Source organism: Candidatus Pelagibacter sp. PS_34 (assembly GCF_059417845.1).
Window position 1 is genome coordinate 394,325 of the sequence record NZ_CM182068.1, and the last position, 18,751, is coordinate 413,075.

General features: G+C 28.5%; 20 protein-coding genes and 2 tRNA genes. 13 read left to right on the forward strand and 9 right to left on the reverse strand.

What is annotated here, in order from left to right; translation table 11 throughout:
* Positions 1–22 precede the first annotated feature (22 nt).
* On the reverse strand, positions 23–1,774 hold the full coding sequence (asnB, locus tag AC5SL3_RS02055) for an asparagine synthase (glutamine-hydrolyzing) (protein WP_494578510.1): 1,752 nt from the start codon (positions 1,772–1,774) through the stop codon (positions 23–25).
* A 621-nt stretch (positions 1,775–2,395) separates the two neighbouring features.
* Between asnB and AC5SL3_RS02060 the strand changes: the two genes are divergently transcribed.
* The 3 genes from AC5SL3_RS02060 to AC5SL3_RS02070 all read left to right on the forward strand — a co-directional run bounded on the left by AC5SL3_RS02060 (position 2,396) and on the right by AC5SL3_RS02070 (position 3,407).
* Positions 2,396–2,472, forward strand: a tRNA-Met gene (locus tag AC5SL3_RS02060).
* Between the two features lie 30 nt (positions 2,473–2,502).
* Positions 2,503–3,321: a hypothetical protein gene (locus tag AC5SL3_RS02065; RefSeq protein WP_494578512.1), complete on the forward strand. Its 819-nt coding sequence runs from the start codon at positions 2,503–2,505 to the stop codon at positions 3,319–3,321.
* Positions 3,322–3,327: 6 nt separating this feature from the next.
* Positions 3,328–3,407, forward strand: a tRNA-Met gene (locus AC5SL3_RS02070).
* Here AC5SL3_RS02070 and AC5SL3_RS02075 read toward each other — a convergent pair.
* The 3 genes from AC5SL3_RS02075 to rfbB are packed head-to-tail and all read right to left on the reverse strand — an operon-like array spanning position 3,402 to position 5,985.
* On the reverse strand, positions 3,402–4,103 hold the full coding sequence (locus AC5SL3_RS02075; protein WP_494578514.1) for a sugar nucleotide-binding protein: 702 nt from the start codon (positions 4,101–4,103) through the stop codon (positions 3,402–3,404). The two genes, AC5SL3_RS02070 and AC5SL3_RS02075, sit on opposite strands and share 6 nt — an antisense overlap.
* Complete coding sequence (locus AC5SL3_RS02080) at positions 4,103–4,969, reverse strand: sugar nucleotidyltransferase (protein ID WP_494578516.1); 867 nt, start codon at positions 4,967–4,969, stop codon at positions 4,103–4,105. Before AC5SL3_RS02080 ends, AC5SL3_RS02075 begins: the two co-directional genes overlap by 1 nt.
* Positions 4,966–5,985 carry a dTDP-glucose 4,6-dehydratase gene (gene rfbB / locus AC5SL3_RS02085; RefSeq protein ID WP_494578518.1) on the reverse strand — a complete coding sequence of 340 codons (1,020 nt, stop codon included), beginning with the start codon at positions 5,983–5,985 and terminating at the stop codon, positions 4,966–4,968. The genes AC5SL3_RS02080 and rfbB overlap by 4 nt, the downstream gene beginning before the upstream one ends.
* Positions 5,986–6,037: 52 nt before the next feature.
* On the opposite strand from rfbB, the gene AC5SL3_RS02090 reads away from it, so the two are divergent.
* On the forward strand, positions 6,038–6,901 hold the full coding sequence (locus AC5SL3_RS02090; protein WP_494578520.1) for a glycosyltransferase: 864 nt from the start codon (positions 6,038–6,040) through the stop codon (positions 6,899–6,901).
* Between the two features lie 4 nt (positions 6,902–6,905).
* Here the strand turns inward: AC5SL3_RS02090 and AC5SL3_RS02095 are convergent, their stop codons facing one another.
* Entirely contained in the window at positions 6,906–7,433 is a 528-nt protein-coding gene (locus tag AC5SL3_RS02095; protein WP_494578522.1) for an adenine phosphoribosyltransferase, read from the reverse strand.
* Between the two features lie 37 nt (positions 7,434–7,470).
* On the opposite strand from AC5SL3_RS02095, the gene AC5SL3_RS02100 reads away from it, so the two are divergent.
* From AC5SL3_RS02100 to AC5SL3_RS02120, 5 genes are all read left to right on the forward strand, one after another.
* Positions 7,471–7,995, forward strand: a complete 525-nt coding sequence (locus AC5SL3_RS02100; protein ID WP_494578523.1) for a 5'-methylthioadenosine/S-adenosylhomocysteine nucleosidase — start codon at positions 7,471–7,473, stop codon at positions 7,993–7,995.
* 112 nt (positions 7,996–8,107) lie between these two features.
* A complete protein-coding gene (speD, locus tag AC5SL3_RS02105) occupies positions 8,108–9,148 on the forward strand; it encodes an adenosylmethionine decarboxylase (protein ID WP_271486632.1) in 1,041 nt (346 codons plus the stop codon).
* Between the two features lie 80 nt (positions 9,149–9,228).
* On the forward strand, positions 9,229–10,086 hold the full coding sequence (locus AC5SL3_RS02110) for a transporter substrate-binding domain-containing protein (RefSeq protein ID WP_494578525.1): 858 nt from the start codon (positions 9,229–9,231) through the stop codon (positions 10,084–10,086).
* A gap of 45 nt (positions 10,087–10,131) precedes the next feature.
* Positions 10,132–10,824, forward strand: a complete 693-nt coding sequence (locus AC5SL3_RS02115; protein ID WP_494578527.1) for an ABC transporter permease — start codon at positions 10,132–10,134, stop codon at positions 10,822–10,824.
* Complete coding sequence (locus AC5SL3_RS02120) at positions 10,824–11,498, forward strand: ABC transporter permease (protein WP_494578529.1); 675 nt, start codon at positions 10,824–10,826, stop codon at positions 11,496–11,498. Before AC5SL3_RS02115 ends, AC5SL3_RS02120 begins: the two co-directional genes overlap by 1 nt.
* Here AC5SL3_RS02120 and AC5SL3_RS02125 read toward each other — a convergent pair.
* Positions 11,492–11,881 carry a DUF6165 family protein gene (locus tag AC5SL3_RS02125; RefSeq protein WP_494578531.1) on the reverse strand — a complete coding sequence of 130 codons (390 nt, stop codon included), beginning with the start codon at positions 11,879–11,881 and terminating at the stop codon, positions 11,492–11,494. The genes AC5SL3_RS02120 and AC5SL3_RS02125 overlap by 7 nt on opposite strands.
* A 32-nt stretch (positions 11,882–11,913) precedes the next feature.
* Between AC5SL3_RS02125 and AC5SL3_RS02130 the strand changes: the two genes are divergently transcribed.
* Complete coding sequence (locus tag AC5SL3_RS02130) at positions 11,914–12,846, forward strand: glycosyltransferase family 9 protein (RefSeq protein ID WP_494578533.1); 933 nt, start codon at positions 11,914–11,916, stop codon at positions 12,844–12,846.
* On the opposite strand, the gene AC5SL3_RS02135 is transcribed toward AC5SL3_RS02130, so the two are convergent.
* Positions 12,838–13,914: an AbrB family transcriptional regulator gene (locus AC5SL3_RS02135; RefSeq protein WP_494578535.1), complete on the reverse strand. Its 1,077-nt coding sequence runs from the start codon at positions 13,912–13,914 to the stop codon at positions 12,838–12,840. The two genes, AC5SL3_RS02130 and AC5SL3_RS02135, sit on opposite strands and share 9 nt — an antisense overlap.
* Before the next feature lie 220 nt (positions 13,915–14,134).
* Here AC5SL3_RS02135 and AC5SL3_RS02140 point away from each other — a divergent pair, with 220 nt between their 5' ends.
* The 3 genes from AC5SL3_RS02140 to AC5SL3_RS02150 are packed head-to-tail and all read left to right on the forward strand — an operon-like array spanning position 14,135 to position 17,114.
* Positions 14,135–15,115, forward strand: a complete 981-nt coding sequence (locus AC5SL3_RS02140; protein ID WP_494578536.1) for a tripartite tricarboxylate transporter substrate binding protein — start codon at positions 14,135–14,137, stop codon at positions 15,113–15,115.
* Between the two features lie 29 nt (positions 15,116–15,144).
* Positions 15,145–15,615, forward strand: a complete 471-nt coding sequence (locus tag AC5SL3_RS02145; RefSeq protein WP_011282218.1) for a tripartite tricarboxylate transporter TctB family protein — start codon at positions 15,145–15,147, stop codon at positions 15,613–15,615.
* Positions 15,612–17,114 (forward strand): tripartite tricarboxylate transporter permease, encoded by a 1,503-nt coding sequence (locus tag AC5SL3_RS02150; protein WP_494578539.1) that lies wholly within the window; start codon positions 15,612–15,614, stop codon positions 17,112–17,114. Before AC5SL3_RS02145 ends, AC5SL3_RS02150 begins: the two co-directional genes overlap by 4 nt.
* On the opposite strand, the gene AC5SL3_RS02155 is transcribed toward AC5SL3_RS02150, so the two are convergent.
* Positions 17,111–18,193, reverse strand: coding sequence for a glycosyltransferase family 4 protein (locus AC5SL3_RS02155; protein WP_494578540.1), 1,083 nt, complete (start codon positions 18,191–18,193; stop codon positions 17,111–17,113). The two genes, AC5SL3_RS02150 and AC5SL3_RS02155, sit on opposite strands and share 4 nt — an antisense overlap.
* Entirely contained in the window at positions 18,193–18,747 is a 555-nt protein-coding gene (locus tag AC5SL3_RS02160; RefSeq protein WP_494578542.1) for a thioredoxin family protein, read from the reverse strand. The genes AC5SL3_RS02155 and AC5SL3_RS02160 overlap by 1 nt, the downstream gene beginning before the upstream one ends.
* Between the last annotated feature and the right edge of the window lie 4 nt (positions 18,748–18,751).

Sequence of the window (18,751 nt, forward strand, 5' to 3'; positions counted from 1 at the left end):
CTAATAATATATGATTACATATTTAGAAATTATTTTTTTTAAGAAAGATCTGAAACATTAAAAGTGAATATATTTCAAAAGAATTTTTATATTTATTGTGTAGTATTTTTTGGATTTCCTCATAGTTCAATAAATCAGACCTGTAGTACTCTTTGCTGAAAAAAAATTTTATTTTATCAATATTTTTTTTTTCATTAATCCAAAAATTAAAAGGACTATTAAAACCTTTTTTTTGTTTTAAGATTGTTTTTAATTGACTTTTAAACAACTTTCTTAATAAAGGCTTAGTTCTTTTAAAAAAATTTATTTTTTTAAAAGAACTATAAAATAAAAAGTTTTCGATCATTTCCTGATCCAAATAAGGAACCCTAACCTCTATACCTTTGTCCATATATATTTTATCATTTCTTAATAAGACATCATTTTGAACCCAAGTATCAATATCTGCAAACATTATATTCTCCAAATTCAAGCCAGAATTTTTTTTATTAAAGTGGTTAAAATTAACTTCACCAGATTTAATTTGGTTGTAATACTTATAGGTGTCTTTATTATTTAATAAATTTTGATTACTAAATGAAAGGTGCATGTCATTAGAATTTGAGAAAAAAAACCTATTTAAATTTTTATTTTTTGAATAGGGTTTTAAGAATTTTAAGAATTTAATTTTATTTAATATAGAAAAAAAATATATAGATCTATATTTGTTGTAGCCAGTGAATATTTCATCCCCACCATCACCCGTAAGTAAGACTTTTTCTTTTATATTTTTTGATAAAAAATAATTACCTACAGAATTTTCATTACCTATTGGCTCTTCTAATATATCATTTATTAACTCCAGTGAGTTCATAAAATCATCATCACTAATATTAATTTCGTTATGTTCAGTTTTATATTCTGTAGCTCTTTGTGCAGCAAATATTGAGTCTAGATTTTTGTTATTATTGTAGATAAAAGAGGCACTATATGTTTTTAAGGGTTTATTGATATTACCTAATAAGATATTAGAATCTAATCCCCCTGATAAAGAGAGTGCGATTGGTACATCTGATACTGTTTGTTTTTTTATTATTTTTATTATTTTTTCTTTTATAAATTCGTTTGATAATTTTTTATTTGTCTTAAAATCATAATTTAAAAATTTTTTCTTAGTGAGTTTTTTATCCCTGTAAATTAATAACTCTCCTGGTAATACTTTAAATACACCCTTATAAAATGTTTCACTTAAATCATTATATCCAAAGTTATTAAAATAATTTGCAGCTTTTAAGTTTAAATTTACTTTATCATTTATTAAAAGTGGATTTATTAATGATGAAAAAAAAATATTACCATTTTTTTCTTTATAATAGAGTGGCTTAATTCCAACTATATCTCTTATTAAATATAATATTTTCTTATTTCTGTCCCAAATTGATATTGAAAAAATTCCTGATAATTTTTTAAAGGCTTCAATGCCATACTCGTAAAAAAGTATAACTAAAACCTCAGTATCTGAAGCTGTATTAAACTTATATCCTTTTTGTTGTAAATCTTTTTTTAAATCTAAATAATTATAAATTTCACCATTGAAAGATAAAATAAAATTTTTATAAATAAATGGTTGATTTGAGCGGTTATCAATATCTAAAATGGATAGTCTATTATGACCTATGCTAAAATCTTCATCATGGTAAGTTTCTTCCCAATCAGGCCCTCTATTTTTACAAAAACTCATCATTTGTTTTAACAATAATGAGTTATGATAACTAAATCCATTTATGGCACACATAATTTATCTAACTATAATCATATTTTTATTTTTTGATAACTCCAAATTATTAAAATATTAATTAAATTGGTTGCTGGGGGGACTGATTTGAACCACTGATTTTCAGGTTATGAGCCTGACGCCTGTACCTTTCTGCCCATAAAATAGTTTAAAAAGTTTAAATAAGCTAGGTAAAATTCTTAAAACAAAATTACAGTGCTGTATAGTTGTAGGGGGTATACTAGAGTAAAGTCTCAATATTTACGTCAAGGTATTTATGAAAAAACTATTTTTTTTATAATTTTTTAGAAAAGTATTTATTAAACACTGTTCGAGTGAAACAGACTATATATACTAACTATTAACGTTAACGTTCTGTGATAGGGAAACCGTTTTTTAGAAAAACCCCACCGTTCGAAACGGTTGTGGTACAACTATTGATTAGAGGTTCATGAGTCCAATAGGACGAACATTGGGCGTACTAACCTCGGGAATGATATTTTAATTCTCGCGGCCAGACTCATTCCTGTTCCACTGATGCTCCAATGCTCCAATTGAAGTTGACGAGAATCTACTATAAGTGTATTTTAATTTTAGAAAGAAAAGAGCAAAGTCAAAGGAGTTTTGGCTGTGAAATTAAGTGGCGGGGTAGCTCAGTCGGTTAGAGCGCAGGACTCATAAGCCTGAGGTCAGTGGTTCGATTCCACTTCCCGCTACCATTTAAAATTATTTATAATTTTATAAAACTTATGAAAACTGTATCAAACGAATATAATTTCTTAAAACCTATTTTTTGTGATGACCTGATACGTTTAGGAAATAATTTTGATGGTGGGTATATTGTTTCAAAAAAAATTATAGAAAATTCAGAAATTTTATTAAGTTTTGGCTACTCATATGAACCTTCTTTTGAGTATGATTATATTAAGCATACTTCAGGGAAAGTATATATTTATGATTATTCGTGCAGTTCTTTTAAATTAGTAGAGAGATTGTTGGAAAGTTCTTTAAAGTTTATTTTTAGAATTAATAGAAAAAAAAAAGGGCCTAAATTTTATTTTCAAAGTTTAATTGAACACATTTGTTTTGTAAAAAATTCAAAAGTTAATTTCAAAGCAAAAAAAATAATTGGAAAATTTTCAAAAAATAAAAAAAAATTATTTGAAAATACGTCAACTATAGAAAGCATATTTAAAGAAATTAATTATGATAAGGTAATTTTTAAGTGTGATATCGAGGGTTCAGAATATGAAATTATAGATGATTTTCTTAATTATCAAAATAGGATAGATTTGGCGGTAATAGAATTTCACAATCTTGAAGAGGATCTTGATAAATTTACAGTGGGGATAAAAAAAATTCTTAAATATTTTTCTATTGTTCATATTCATGGAAATAACAGTAGCTCACTTTTAAATAGTATAAACTTTCCGAATGTTGCAGAAATAACATTTATTAACAAAAGATTTATAAAAGAATATAAGTCTGGAAATAAAAATTTTCCAATTGAATTATTGGATTATCCAAACATGTTTTCAGAAAAAGATTTATTTTTTAATTTTAATTAATAATTAAGTTGCGGGGTAGCTCAGTCGGTTAGAGCGCAGGACTCATAAGCCTGAGGTCAGTGGTTCGATTCCACTTCCCACTACCATTTCATAATTTTATTTAATTTTTCAACATTCATGGAAATTTTTTTTGGAAATAATTTTTTACCAGATTTTTTTTTGACACTTTTATTATTTTTTTTTGCAAATGAATAAATTGATTGAATTTTGCCACCAACATTAATTATTCCTGTTTTATTTAAAATTTTAGGTATAATTTTTACAACTTCTTCATGAAATATAAAGTTTGCTTCAATATCATGAAAAGCATATTTATGTAAAAAAGGCTTTTCACACATTGTAATTCTCAAGATTAAAGAATTTTTGTACATAGTAACCGCACACTCACCACCAAGTTTTGACCATGCGTAATTGTTAACAGGTAAAACAGGATCAACTTCTTTATAATTACCAATTTTTCCCTCATAAACATATCCAGTTGAAAAATAAATAAGTTTAATTTTTAGTTCTGAACAGACTTTTACTATATTGGCTGTACCTATTATGTTTAAATCAATACTTTTAGATATTTGTTTGTCATGAATATTCATTGGTCTCGATAAAGCTGCCGCATGAATCAAATATTTAGGCTTATTTTTTTTTAAATATTTATTTATAGAATTTATACTTAAAATATTTAATTCTTTTTTACTTGGATAAAGGATATTTAATTTTTTATTATCTCTCTTTAAAACTTGGGCAAATCTTCCCTCGCCACCCGTGATAACTATCTTTTTTTGCATTAAATTAAATTTTTAAGATATTTTGAATAATTACAGTTACCATAAAACTTAATTGATTTATCAATTTCTTTTTTCCCTATCCATTTATTGTTTAATGCAATTTCTTCTATACAGGCAATTTTAAATCCTTGTCTATTTTCAATTGCCTGCACAAAAGCAATTGTTTTATAATAATCATCAATTGAACCTGTATCTAACCAGGCACCACCTCTTCCAATAAAATCAGCTGAAAGTTTGTTATTTTTTTTGTATCTTAACAAAAGATCAATAATTTCTACTTCACCTCTTTTAGATGGTCTTAGTTTTTTTGAATACTGTACAACTTTATTATCAAAAAAATATAAACCAGTTATGGCGTTATTAGATATAAATTTTTTTGGCTTTTCTTTTAATTGTATTATTTTGTTATTTTTATCTACTTTTGCAACACCAAATAACTCGGGAGTTTGAACACTATGTAATAAAACCTTAGCACCATTTTTAATTTTTGCACAGTCTAGTAACTTTGAAGTTAGGTTCTGACCATAGAAAAAATTATCTCCTAAAATCATTGCAACGTTATCTTTACCAATAAATTTCTCACCCAAAACAAAAGCATCAGGCAATCCTCTGGGCTTGTCTTGCTCTATGTAAGTAATTTTAATTCCTAGATTGTTACCATTAGGAATTAGTTTTTTATATTGATTTAACTGTCCTTTATTTACAATAATTAAAATATCTTTAATTTTTGCCAACATTAGTATTGAGAGTGGATAAAAGATAAGAGGTTTGTCGTAAATTGGTAAAAGTTGTTTATTAACAGCTTTTGTAAGAGGACTCATTCTAGTTCCCATTCCTCCTGCTAAAATTATTCCCTTTTTAATCATTTTGTACCCAATCTTTTAATAATATCTTTTTTAGATATAGATTTGTAGTAGTTATTATTATGAAGATACCACAAAAATGTTTTTTCCAAACCTTTCTCAAAACTAACTTTTGTTTTCCATCTCAAGGTTCTTAATATTTTTTTACTATCAAGCGCATATCTTATGTCGTGACCAGGTCGATCCTTAACAAATTTAATCATAACATTTGAACCAATTAAGTGATTTTTTTTAGCGATTTTTATTAAAGCTTTACAAATCTCAAGATTGTTCAAATTTTTATTTGAACCTATATTATAAAATTCACCAATTTTACCTTTTTGAAAAACTTTTATTAATGCTTCACAATGATCTTGAACGTATATCCATTCTCTTGAATTCTTTCCATTTCCATAAATGGGCAAATTTTTATTATTTAAAATATTATAAATTAATTTTGGTATAAGTTTTTCAGGGTGTTGTTTTGGGCCATAGTTATTTGAACAATTTGTGACTATAGCAGGAATACCATAGGTTCTAACATATGAACTTACAAGATGATCGGAGGCTGCTTTAGTAGCGGCATACGGCGAACTAGGCTTATAAGGAAAGTTTTCATGAGATCGCCCCTTTAATATATCTCCATAAACTTCATCAGTTGAAATATGAATTAATTTACTTTTTTTATTTAATTTCGAATATTCTCTAAATATTTCAAGTAGATTAAAAACACCAACAATATTGCTATCAATAAAACTTTTAGGACCATCTATTGATCTATCAACATGAGTTTCTGCTGCTAAATTAAAAATACCAATTGGCTTATGTTTAAAAATAATTTTATTAAGTTTATTTTTGTTATTAAGATCACACTTTATAAATTTGTAATTCTTATTTTTTTGGTACTCTTTTGTATTATAAAAATTTGATGAGTAGCTGACCTTATCTAGATTTATAACTTTATATTTTTTAAGGAGTAATAGCTCAATTAGATTACTACCTATAAACCCAAGTCCACCAGTTAGTAAAATATTCTGCATGATTTTATTTATAATAAACGTTATAGTAAGTATATAATAATTTACTTCAACAATGACTTTAAGTTTAAATAACCTAACATTTATTATCGTTACATTTAAAAGTGATCATATCATTCACGAATGCATCGAGTCTTTACCAAAGGACTCTAGTATAATTATTATTGAAAATTCAAATAGTCTAGAATTTAAAAAAAAACTTGAAGCAAAGTATTCTAAAATTAATGTTATTGTTCAAGAAAATACAGGTATGGGGTCTGCAAATAACAAGGGAATTAAATTATGTAAAACAGATTATGCTTTTGTGATTAATCCTGATGTAAAATTTTATAAAAATACTATTGACGAATTAATCACTTTGTCATCAAAGCATAATGATTATTCAATTTTAGCACCAATATCTGATGATATTCAATATCCGAATTATAAGATTAAAAATAAGAAATTACAAAATAATGACTTAGAGTTTTTAAGTGTCGACTCTGTAGATGGATATGCAATGCTGATAAATAAAAATAAATTTCAAGATAATTTTTTTTTTGATGAGAATTTTTTTCTTTATTTAGAAAATGATGATTTGTGCTTAAGAACGAAAAAAAAAAATAATAAAATATATATATCAAAAAAAGCAAAAATTAATCACCTCGGAGGAAAATCTCATTCTCCTATGCATGAAAGAGAAGTTGAATTTTCACGAAACTGGCATTGGATGTGGTCAAAATTTTATTTTAATAAAAAACATTTTGGTTATTTAAGAGCCATTTTAATAAGCGTCCCAACATTGACCACTTCTATGATTAAATTTTTTTATTATTTAGTAACTTTCAATAAATTTAAAAAAAAGATTTATATGATGAGATTCTTGGGACTTAGCAACTCCATACTTGGTAAAAAATCATGGTATAGACCACAAATTTGAAATGTTAGTGACCAGGAAAGTTCATTAGGCTTTCTATTTTGTAACCTTTTTTTAATAAATTATTATAACCCCCTAAGTCAAAAAGATTAATTGCAAAAACAAAAGCTGCAACTTTACCTCCTGATATTTCTACCAATTTAGCTGCCGCTTCAGCAGTGCCACCTGTTGCAATTAAATCATCTATAATTAAAACTGAGTCATTTTTATCAATTGAATCTTTATGAACTTCAATAGTTGCCGTGCCATACTCTAATTCAAAATCTATTGAATATGTATCAGCAGGTAATTTATTTTTTTTTCTAAGCATTATGAAAGGTTTTTTAAGAAGATAAGAGACTGCCGATGCAAAAACAAAACCCCTTGATTCAATTGCAGCAATTTTATCTATTTTACAATCCTTAGATCTTTCGATTATTTGATTAATACATTCTTCAAATGCATCTGCATCTTTAATGAGAGTTGTTATATCCCTAAATAAAATTCCTTTTTTTGGATAATCTGGAATAGATCTAATATAATCTTTTAAATTCATGATATTAATATATTTATATCTTTAGTAAAAAAAATCTATGGACAAATTATTCTTAGCAGCAATTAAAGAAGAAACGATTGGATTAGACTATTTTAACCATGTTGGAGTTGGAAAAATTAATGCAACTTATAACACATTAAAGTTAATTAATATTCACAAACCAAAACTAATTATCAATTATGGTACTGCAGGTGCAATTAATCCTAAGTTAAAAGGAATCGTTGAATGCACCAAATTTTATCAAAGAGATATGGATGTTAGAGGGTTAGATTTTGAATTAGGCGAGACACCTTTTGATAAAATTAAAGAAATTATTACATCAAAAGAAGGTTATTCTTGTGGAACAGGAGATAGCTTTGTTAATAAAAAGATAGATATGGTGGTTGATGTAGTCGATATGGAGGCTTACGCTATTGCAAAAGTTTGTAAGTTAGAAAATATTGAGTTTAAATGTTTTAAATACATATCTGATAATGCAGATGAAAATGCTGACCAAGATTGGAACAAAAAACTAGCAAAAGGGGCTAGTGCATTTGCTAATTTAATTAATGCTCAGTTTTAATTTAATTAAGTAAAATATCAAAAAATTGATTAATTGTTGAAAATTATCAATACACCTATATAAAACCGAGCAACTTAATATTAATAAAAAATTATAAGAGGGAATAATTTTTATGACTAAAGTAGGTGAGCACATAACTTTAGACATCATAGGTACTACTCATGAGTATGACCCTTCAGTTTACGAGAACGTAATTCGTAAAATTGCAAAAGCTGCAGAAGTTACAATTCTTGAAATTTCAAAGTATAAATTTGAGCCTCAAGGTTTCACTATACTTGCTTTATTAGCTGAAAGTCATATCAGTTTTCATACGTTTCCAGAAAAAGGAATTATTAGTTTTGATTTTTTCACATGTGGGAAGGTAAGTCCGTCTATTGCGCTCGATATTGTTAAAAAAGAATTTAAACATAAGAGAATTGTCACAAAAGCTTTTGATAGAGATACTAAGTCTTTATATCATGATATTTACAGTTCGCCTGGATTACAAAAGTCATATGTTGTAAATGAAGTTTTAGAAGATTTTAAATCTAAAGTGGGTCAACATATTGAAATATTAGATTTAGAACAATTTGGTAAATCATTATTCATTGATAACGAAATTCAAGTCGCAACAAATGATGAGGTTTTATATAGCTCAACATTTGTAAACGCTGCTTTAAAACTAAATAAAGATATGGGGACTGCTGCAATCATTGGTGGCGGTGATGGAGGAGTTGCAAGAGAGTGTACGTCTAAAGGTTTTGATTTTATAGACTGGTATGAACTTGATCCAGAAGTAGTTGAAGTTTGTAACAAACACCTTGGAAGCATTGGCAACAAATCAACTGAGAAAAATTCAGTTAAATGTATTTGGGGGGATGCTTTTGAAAGTATAAAATCTGTTGAAGATGATAAATATGATAAAATTTTTGTTGATCTTAACGATGATCAGTTTTGTATTGATCTTGCTGCCAAAAATATGGACTCATTAATTAGAATATTAAAACCTAATGGAGTAATTACTGCTCAAGTAGGTAGTCAAGATAAGAAACCAGAGCAAGTTGAGAAATGGCTAGATGTTTTCAATAAGAATTTTGGAAATACAACTTTGGATAGGGTTTATATCCCAAGTTTTGACTGTTCTTGGAACTTTTCATCATCAATTAATCACTAAAAATTTCTTTTTAAATTAGCAAATTTGTGAAATAAATATCCCTAAGGGGGATTTCTTCCCCTAAAATTTATGGAGGAAAAATGAATATATTTAAAAAAACAATTTTAACTGTTCTTGCTTCTTTATTATTAATCGGAAATGTTTACGCTGATAAAATAAAGATTGGAACAGAAGGCGCTTACCCACCATGGAACTCTAAAGATGCTTCAGGAAAATTAATTGGATTTGAAGTTGAGTTAGCTTATTCACTTTGCAGATACATTGGAAGACAATGTGAAGTTGTTGAGCAAGATTGGGATGGAATGATACCAGCTCTTCAAATGAGAAAATTTGATGCAATTATGGCTGGAATGTCAATTACTGATGAAAGAAAAAAAGTAATTACTTTCTCTCAAGGTTATGCTGACGAAGTTGCTTCACTTGCTGTTATGAAAGGTTCAGATTTAGAGGGAATGGAAACTCCTGAAGGAGTGAATCTAACATTGGGTGGTTCAAGTGTTAATAAAGCACTTAAAACTATAACTGGAGCTTTATCTGGTAAAACTGTTTGTACTCAAACAGGAACTATTCACCAAAACTTTTTAGAGTCTGGTGATGTAGGTAAAGTAAATGTTAGAACTTATAAAACTCAAGATGAAGTTAATCTAGACTTAGAAGCAGGAAGATGTGATGTTGCTTTAGCGGCAGCAGTAGCATTTACTGATTATGCTGAAAAATCTGGAAAACCAGTAGTACTAGTTGGACCAACTTTTTCAGGTGGTGCATTTGGAAATGGTGTTGGAGTTGGCTTAAGACAAGCTTCTCAATTAGGTGGAGCACTAGGAGAGAGAGACGCTGAGCTTTTAAAAGCTTTTAACAAAGCCATTGATCAAGCAAGAAAAGATGGAGTTATTTCTAGACTTGCAATCAAGCATTTTGGCTTTGACGCTTCTATGTAAATAATATTTTGAAAAGGCGACTATTTAATTAGTCGCCCTTTCGATATGGATCTTTTATCATTCGGAAAAACAGGCTGGGGAGACGAGTTGTTTTATGCAACTCTAATGACAATTGCAGTAGCAGTTACTGCAATGTTAATTGGTTTTTTATTTTCATTAATCTTTACGCCGTTAAAATTATCAAATAATAAATTTTTAAATTTTATTGGTAATACTTACACGACAGTTATCAGAGGGGTTCCAGAATTATTAGTAATCTATCTTTTCTTTTTTGGGGGAAGTGGAGCAATAATGTATGTTGCTTCAATTTTTGGATACTTTGAATATATAGAAATTAATGCATTTGTTACAGGTTCAGTTGCAATCGGCATTATATCTGGGGCCTATTCAACAGAAGTGTTTAGAGGAGCGATACAATCAATAGATAAAGGCCAATTTGAAGCCGCCAAAGTTTTAGGGGTTAGTAAATTTGTACAATTTTATAAAATAATTCTACCTCAAATGTTAAGGCTTGCTATTCCAAACTTAAGTAATGTTTGGCAAATCACTTTAAAAGATACATCACTAATATCAGTTACTGGTTTAGTTGAGATTATGAGACAATCTTATATTGCAGCAGGATCTACTAGAGACCCTTTATTCTTTTATTGTTTTGCAGCAGTTTTATATTTAATGCTAACATTTTTAAGCATGAAACTAATCAACAGACTTGAAGTCAAATACAGTAGGGGCTTTTAATGGATTTTGATTTAATGATCACAAGTTTACCAAAGTTACTTAGTGCTGCAATTATAACTTTAAAATTATTATCAGCATCATTAATCATTGGTTTATTTATTGGATTTTTATTTGCAGTTTTAAGATTAAATAAAAACCCATTTATTAATAAATTTGCTTATGGATATTCTTATTTATTTAGAGGAACTCCATTACTAGTTCAAATATTTATAATTTATTATGGTCTTGGACAAATCGAATGGCTAAGATCTACTTTTCTTTGGGTCATTTTAAAAGAACCCTATTGGTGCGCAATTATTGCATTTGCCTTAAATACAGGGGCTTATACTTCAGAAATTTTAAGATCAGCTTTTCAAACTATAAAACCTGGAATAATTGAAGCGGGTAAAAGTTTAGGGATATCAAGTAAAATTATTTTATATAAAATTCAAATTCCTGTAGCGATCAGACAATCTTTACCAGCTTATGGTAATGAGATTATATTAATGATGAAGGGCACATCTCTTGCAAGCACGGTAACGTTGATGGATATCACAGGTGTTGCAAAACATATTGTATCAACAACTTATAAACCCTTAGAAGTGTTTCTTTTAGCAGGTGGAATTTATTTATTTATGACTTTTATTTTTCACAACTTGATAAAATATTTAGAAAAGAAATATAGTTTTCAATAAGAAGTGTATTCTTTAATCTCTTTAATCTTAGAGCCTGTATGATTATTCATCTCTAATTTTATTTTAGCACGATCATCATTTAAAAAATGAACATCTCTTGATAATTTTATAAATTTTTCAGTAAAATCAGAATTTTTTTCACACAATCGTTTATCATCTTCTATCACCCATAATTTTGCATTAATATCTTTCAGTGACTTAAAAAGTGTATTAATTTTTTCATCAGATTTAACATTGTTATCTAATTGATCTTTTAAAATACTGTGTTCACTATTAATAAATTTTAATTTTTCAGGATCTTTAATTTTTTCTTGTTTAATCTCTAAAATAGAAATTTTATCCAAAAGTTCACCAACTGATACTTCAACTAGAATTTTATTCATAAAAATTTATACTATGTTAAGTTGTTAGAAATATGTCTAATATTTTAGTTATCAAACATGGTTCTTTAGGAGATATAGCCCAAGCTTGTGGGGCAATTCAAGATATTTCTGAAAGCCACCCTGAAGATCAAATACATATATTAACAACAACACCTTATTTTGAATTATTTAGGAAAAACCCATTTGTACACAATGTTATTTTAGACAAACGTAAATCAAGATTTAATTTAATTTATCTATATATGTTAATGAGAAACTTGAAAAAGAAGAATTTTAGAAAAGTTTATGATTTACAAAACTCATCTAGAACAAAATTTTATAAAAATATTTTATTTCCAAAAGCAAATTTTAATACTTGGTCTAGTTCAGAAACAACTTTGCCAAGTAATATTTCAAAAGATGAATTTGATAAAGACCCAGTTTTAAATAGATTTGATCATCAACTTAAAACCTCTGGAATTAAAACACAGCACACCATGAAACCAAATTTTAGTTGGGCTGTGACTAACATTGATAATCTTAAACAAGAATTTAAATTAGATAAATATATTATTTTATTTCCATTTTGTTCAGCGCATCTAACTCATAAAAAGTGGCCCCATTACAATGAGCTAATTGAGTTAATTAAAAATAAATATAAAGACCAAATTAAAATTATTGTTGCGCCTGGACCCTCTGAAATTAATGATGCAAAAAACATTAATGCCATTTCAATTTTAGATAAAGGTAAAGCTTTAGATATTTCTCAGCTAGCAAGCTTAATTAAAGAAAGCTCATTTGTTATTGCTAATGATACAGGACCTGCTCACATGACTGCTCATCTTGGAGTAAAAGGCTTGACCTTATTTGGTAAGCACACCACGGCTTTTAAAGTAAGTATTGAGCGAGAAAACTTTAAAGCAATACAGGTTGATGATTTAAATAAATTAAGTGCAGGTAAAGTTTTAGAAAAAATATTAATTTAATTTCTTACCAATAAGTTTCAATATTACAGGAACAATGAAAAGTATCATTAGTAATCTAATAATATGGTGAAATGCCACAAAGTTAGGGTCTAAATCAAAAGCTATTGCTATTACAGCTACCTCATAAATTCCTCCAGGAGAAAAAGATAAAAGTAGAGTTAAGAAATTGGTATCAACAAAATATGTTGCAACAATTGCAGCTAATAATCCAAGAGCTACAAGTATTACAGTTGCAACTAAACTATGAAATGAATTACCTGCAACTTCTTTTAATGATTTATCTGCAAAACGACAACCCACAGAGGCACCTAAAATAAGCAAACAAAAATTTATACTTTCATCTGGTAGTTTGTAGGAGGCAACTTCAGTTATTTGTAAAATTCCACTTGCAACTAATGTCCCAGATAATAATGCAGCAGGCACACCAATTTTATCAAATAAGAAAATTAATAATATCGAACCTAATAAGAGAATTAAAAGATGAAAATGGTTTTGATCAAGATAATTAAATTTTTCAATTATTAGAGCTTCATTTGTTGAATAGTTAACAACAAAAAAGGGAATGACAGTTATTATTATAATCAATCTAATTAAATGTGATGTAGCAACTTGCGATAAGTCAGATTTTTCATGTTCTGCCAATATCATCAAAGGACCTAATGCACCCGGTGCTGCTGAAAAAATAGAAGTTTTGACATTATAGCCTGAAAATTTTTGTAAATATTTTGAAACAATTAAAATACTTATTAGAATATAGACAAACATTATTATTGAAGTCCACACCCATTCAGTCATTTGATTGATTAAATTTTGATCGATATAATTTCCAATATGAAGACCAAGAACTATTAAAATTGAACTTAAAGCTAGTTTTGGCATTCTAATTTTTAATCCACTTAATGCTGCAATTGAAACTGCAAGCATAGGACCAAGCATCCACGCTAATGGGATATTAAAATAGTCAGCTACAATTGCACTTGGGATAGAAATTAAAATAACTAATAGAAATTTTTTAGAAAATAATTCTTTAATGCTTAAGGAATTAAATTGAATAGAAGAATTTTTCATTAACAAATATTCTTTTATCATTTACTTTAAAAAAGATAACTGAAAAGAAACTTTCGTAATTAAAGATATCTATTTTTTTATTAATAAAATATTTGAGATAACACTTGCTTATTTCTTAAAAAAAGAAAATCAACGTTAAGTTGTATTCTATTCAAAACTTGCTTTCATGACCGTAGTATAATTAACTGCAACTATTAAAAACTAACAATAGAGGAATATAATGAAAAACATTAAAAAATTAGTTTCAGTATTATTCTCAGCAATTCTATTATTCTCTGCAACAGCAACAAATTCAATCGCAATGGAAAAAATCCATTTCGTAATTGGTGGTGGTGCTGGTGGTGGATGGGATGGAACTGCTAGAGGTACTGGAGAAGCTTTAACAAAATCAGGAATGTTAAAAAGTGCATCATTTGAAAATATGTCAGGTGGTGGTGGAGGAAAAGCTTTAGCTTTCATGATTAATACTCAACCTAAAAATACGGTTTTAGTACAATCTACACCGCTAGTTTTAAGATCTATTACTAGACACGAAGGTTATGTTACAGGATCTGGAGTTTTATCTTATAAAGATGTTACACCGATCGCTGGTGTAATTGGTGACTATGGTGCGATTGCAGTTGCAAAAGACTCACCTTACAAAAACTTTAAAGATGTAGTTGATGCATATAAAAAGAATCCAAGCTCTATTAAGATGGCTGGTGGATCAGTAAGAGGAAGTATGGACCATTTAATTGGTGCTTTAGCTTTCCAAGCTGCTGGTGCTAATCCAAATGATGTTGCTTACATTCCTTATGATGCTGGTGGAAAAGCGTTAGCTGGACTTTTATCTGGAGAAACTCAAATTATCTCTACAGGTTTAGGTGAACTTATGGGTGCAAGAGACCAAGTAAGAATTATTGGTATCACTGCTCCTTCAAGAGTAGCTGATGCACCTGATGCACCAACTCTAAAAGAACAAGGATATGATGTTCAGTTCGTAAACTGGAGAGGATTTTTTGGACCTCCAAATATGAGCAATAAAGATAAAAAAGCTTTATCTACAATGTTAGGTAAAGTGATGGAAACTCCTGAATGGGAAGCTGTTAGAAAAAGAAATGCTTGGGTTAATATTTATAACTCAGATAAGGATTTTGTTAAATTCTTAGATGCACAAACTGTAGAAATGACAGCTCTTATGAAGAAATTAGGAGTTATATAATCCTTTAGGATTATTTAAAAATTAGAGCAGTGAATATAAATACTACTAAAATTATATCACTGCTCTTTTTTATTTTTTCAGCATTCTATTTATATATCGCATATCAAATTCAAGTTTTTTCATTTGATGAAAACGCACCTTTTAATGCCAGAACGTTTCCAATTTATTTAGGTTATGCAGGTTTATTTTTTTCTGGTTTAAAAATTATTTTACCAGAGCCCAATACCATTAAAGTTAATCATAAAAACTTAGAGTATAAAAAAACAGCTATACTTGTGCTCATAGCAATTATTTATGGAGTAACTATATTAAAAGTAGGTTATTTTTTAACGACCTCTCTATTTCTAGCATCTTCTTATTATGCGTTAGGTGAGAGAAGGTGGAAGTTAATATTTTTACTCTCGTTCCCTTTTGTGGGTGCTTTTATGTATCTTTTGCATGGAGTACTTGAAATTTATTTAAGAGATCCATTTTTAAAACTAATTGGAGTTATGGGATGATTGAAGGCATTTTAATTGGTTTAAAAACAGCTCTTACATTCCAAAACATATTTATGGTTATGATTGGTTGTTTTTTTGGAACCATCATTGGAATGCTACCAGGTCTTGGACCAATGACAGCGATTGCATTAATGATACCTATTACTTATGGTTTTGATCCAGCTACTGGATTAATTTTAATGGCAGGTGTTTATTATGGTGCAGTATTTGGTGGATCAACTTCATCAATTTTATTAAATGCCCCGGGTGTTCCTGGAACTGTTGCAACATCATTTGATGGATATCCTATGGCTCAACAAGGTAAAGCTGGAAAAGCCTTAGCGATTGCTGCTTGGAGCTCTTTTGCAGGTGGAACCCTTGCTTCAATATATTTATTATTTCTTGCACCAAGCTTATCTAAAGTAAGTTTATCTTTTAGATCACCAGATTATTTTGCTTTAATGATCTTAGGTTTAACAGCCATTGCAGCTTTTTCATCAAAGGGACAATTTTTAAAAGCAATGATGATGGTTGTTTTAGGCTTAATGTTAGCATCAGTTGGTCAAGATTCTTTATCTGATATTTCAAGATTTACTTTTAATAATATGAATTTATCTGATGGGATAAGTTTCGTTTTAGTTGTAATGGCAACTTTTGCTATGAGTGAAGCCTTAACAATTATTTTAAAACGAAATGATCCATCTGCTGTCGCTAAACAAGTTTCATTAACTGAACTAGGTTCAATCAAGATTAATAAAGAAGAGAGAGGTAAAATGTTAAAAGCTATTCCTCGAAACTCAATTATCGGTTTTTTAATTGGAGTTTTACCAGGAGCGGGTGCAACTATTGCATCATTTTTAGCCTATGGAATGGAAAGAAATTTTGTTAGTGATAAAGAAAAAGAAAAATTTGGTAAAGGTAGTGTTCATGGTTTAACTGCACCAGAAACTGCAAATAATGCAGCATGCTCTGGAGCTTTTGTTCCTTTATTAACTTTAGGAATACCCGGAAGTGGAACTACAGCAGTTATGCTTGGAGCTTTATTAGGATTTGGAATTCAACCAGGGCCTAGACTTTATATAACTAATCCTGAAATCTTTTGGTCAGTTATTATGTCTATGTATATTGGAATGGTAGTATTACTTATTCTAAACTTACCCTTAATACCTTACATAGCAAGAATACTTGCAGTTCCTAAAAATTATTTAATTCCACTTATTTTATTTTTTTCAATTACGGGAATTTACGTAATGTCATTTAATAATTTTGATATTTATTTAATGATTGGGATTGCAGTTGTTGCAACTTTTATGCGCTTATATGATTTTCCAATGCCACCACTTATATTAGCCTTTGTTCTTGGAGGATTAATGGAAGAAAATTTAAGAAGATCTTTATTAATAAGTGATGGATCTTGGACTTTTTTATGGGACAGACCTCTTACCGCTATAATAATAGGATTTACAATTCTAATTGTTAGTTGGCAGATTTATAAAACAATTAAGAATAAAAAGATTTAGTTTAGAATTTTTTTATATTCTTCAATAATTGTATTCCAATTAAATTTAGCAGAATTTTCTTTTGCAGCTTTTCCATACTCATGAAATTTATTATTTTCTATCATTAAATTAATTGATGAATAAACTTCATCTAATTCATTACCATCACATATTAAACCTGTTTTTTCATGCTCGATTGCATCTGCTGCACCACCATCTTTACCTCCAAGAGAGGGCAATCCATATTGAGCAGCTTCAACATAAGCTATCCCAAATCCTTCAACAGATTTTTTATGAACAATAGATGGCATTACAAAAATATTAGATTTAGCAACTAGTGCATTTTTTAATTCATTAGAAATATCTTTAAAGAACATCACTTGAGGTTGAAGACCTAGTTCTGCTACTAATTTTTTAATGTTTTCCTCTTCATCGCCGTAACCCACACAAATATAGACAATACTAGGATAAATCTGTTTTAAATTTCGAAGCGCCATGATTACTTTTTCATGGTTTTTTCTTTTATCAAATCTAGAGACAGTAATTAATCTGGGAGATTTATGTTTTAATAAATTCTCTACTTTATCTAAAGTTTTTTTATCTAATTCTTCAACAGGATCAACACCAGGATTAATAACTACAATTTTATCTTGGTGAACACCTAATGAAATAGCTAAATTTTTAGTGTACTCAGAATTTGCAACAATGGTTTCAACACTATCTAAAACCTCCAATACTCTTTTATTAAGAGAGGTGCCTTTTTCATGATTAATTTCTTTACCATGGATTAAACATATCTTTTTTTTATTAGTTTTAAGATGTTCTAAACTTTTCCAATGATCAGCAATAATACCATCAATTTTATTTTCTTTAATAATTTCATTAATCAATTGAGCTTTTCTATATTTTCTAAGAAGTTTTATGCCACCAACACGCTCTATTGAAAAAGAAACTTGCTCATCAAATAATTTATGATTTTCATGATAATCAGCAAATACTTTTATCATGTAGTGTTTTGAAAGTTCGTTTGCTAAACCCCACATTAAATTCTGCATACCTCCAACTTCTGGAGGGAACGTTTTTGTAACTATTAGGTACATTAATTATCTAACCATTTGATACTACAGCCAATACTTGGAATTTGTGTTTCAGGACCTTTGCCAGTCTCTGCAATTTGTTTCATTGCACTATATAAATCACTATCCCCAGCTCTTACTGGTTTTAAATTATCCAATTCTCTTATACGACCTCTGTATTGTAATTCCAAATTATTATTGTATCCAAAAAAATCAGGAGTGCATACTGCATCATAACTTTTTGCAACATTTTGAGTTTCATCAAATAAATATGGAAAATTAAATTGATGTTTTCTTGCAAATTCAATCATATTTTCAAAACTATCTTCAGGATAATTTACTGGATCATTTGCTGAAATAGCCACAGCTTTTACCCCATGTTTTTCTAAATTTTTGCAATCTTCAACAATGTCTTTAATAACTGCTTTTACATAAGGACAGTGGTTACAAATAAACATAACCAAAGTTCCATTTGTCCCTTTAACATCATTTAATTTAATAATTTCGTTATTAGTGGACTTTAATTCAAAGCTTTTAGCTGCTTGTCCGAAATCACATATTGGAGTTTTTAACGGCATGTTA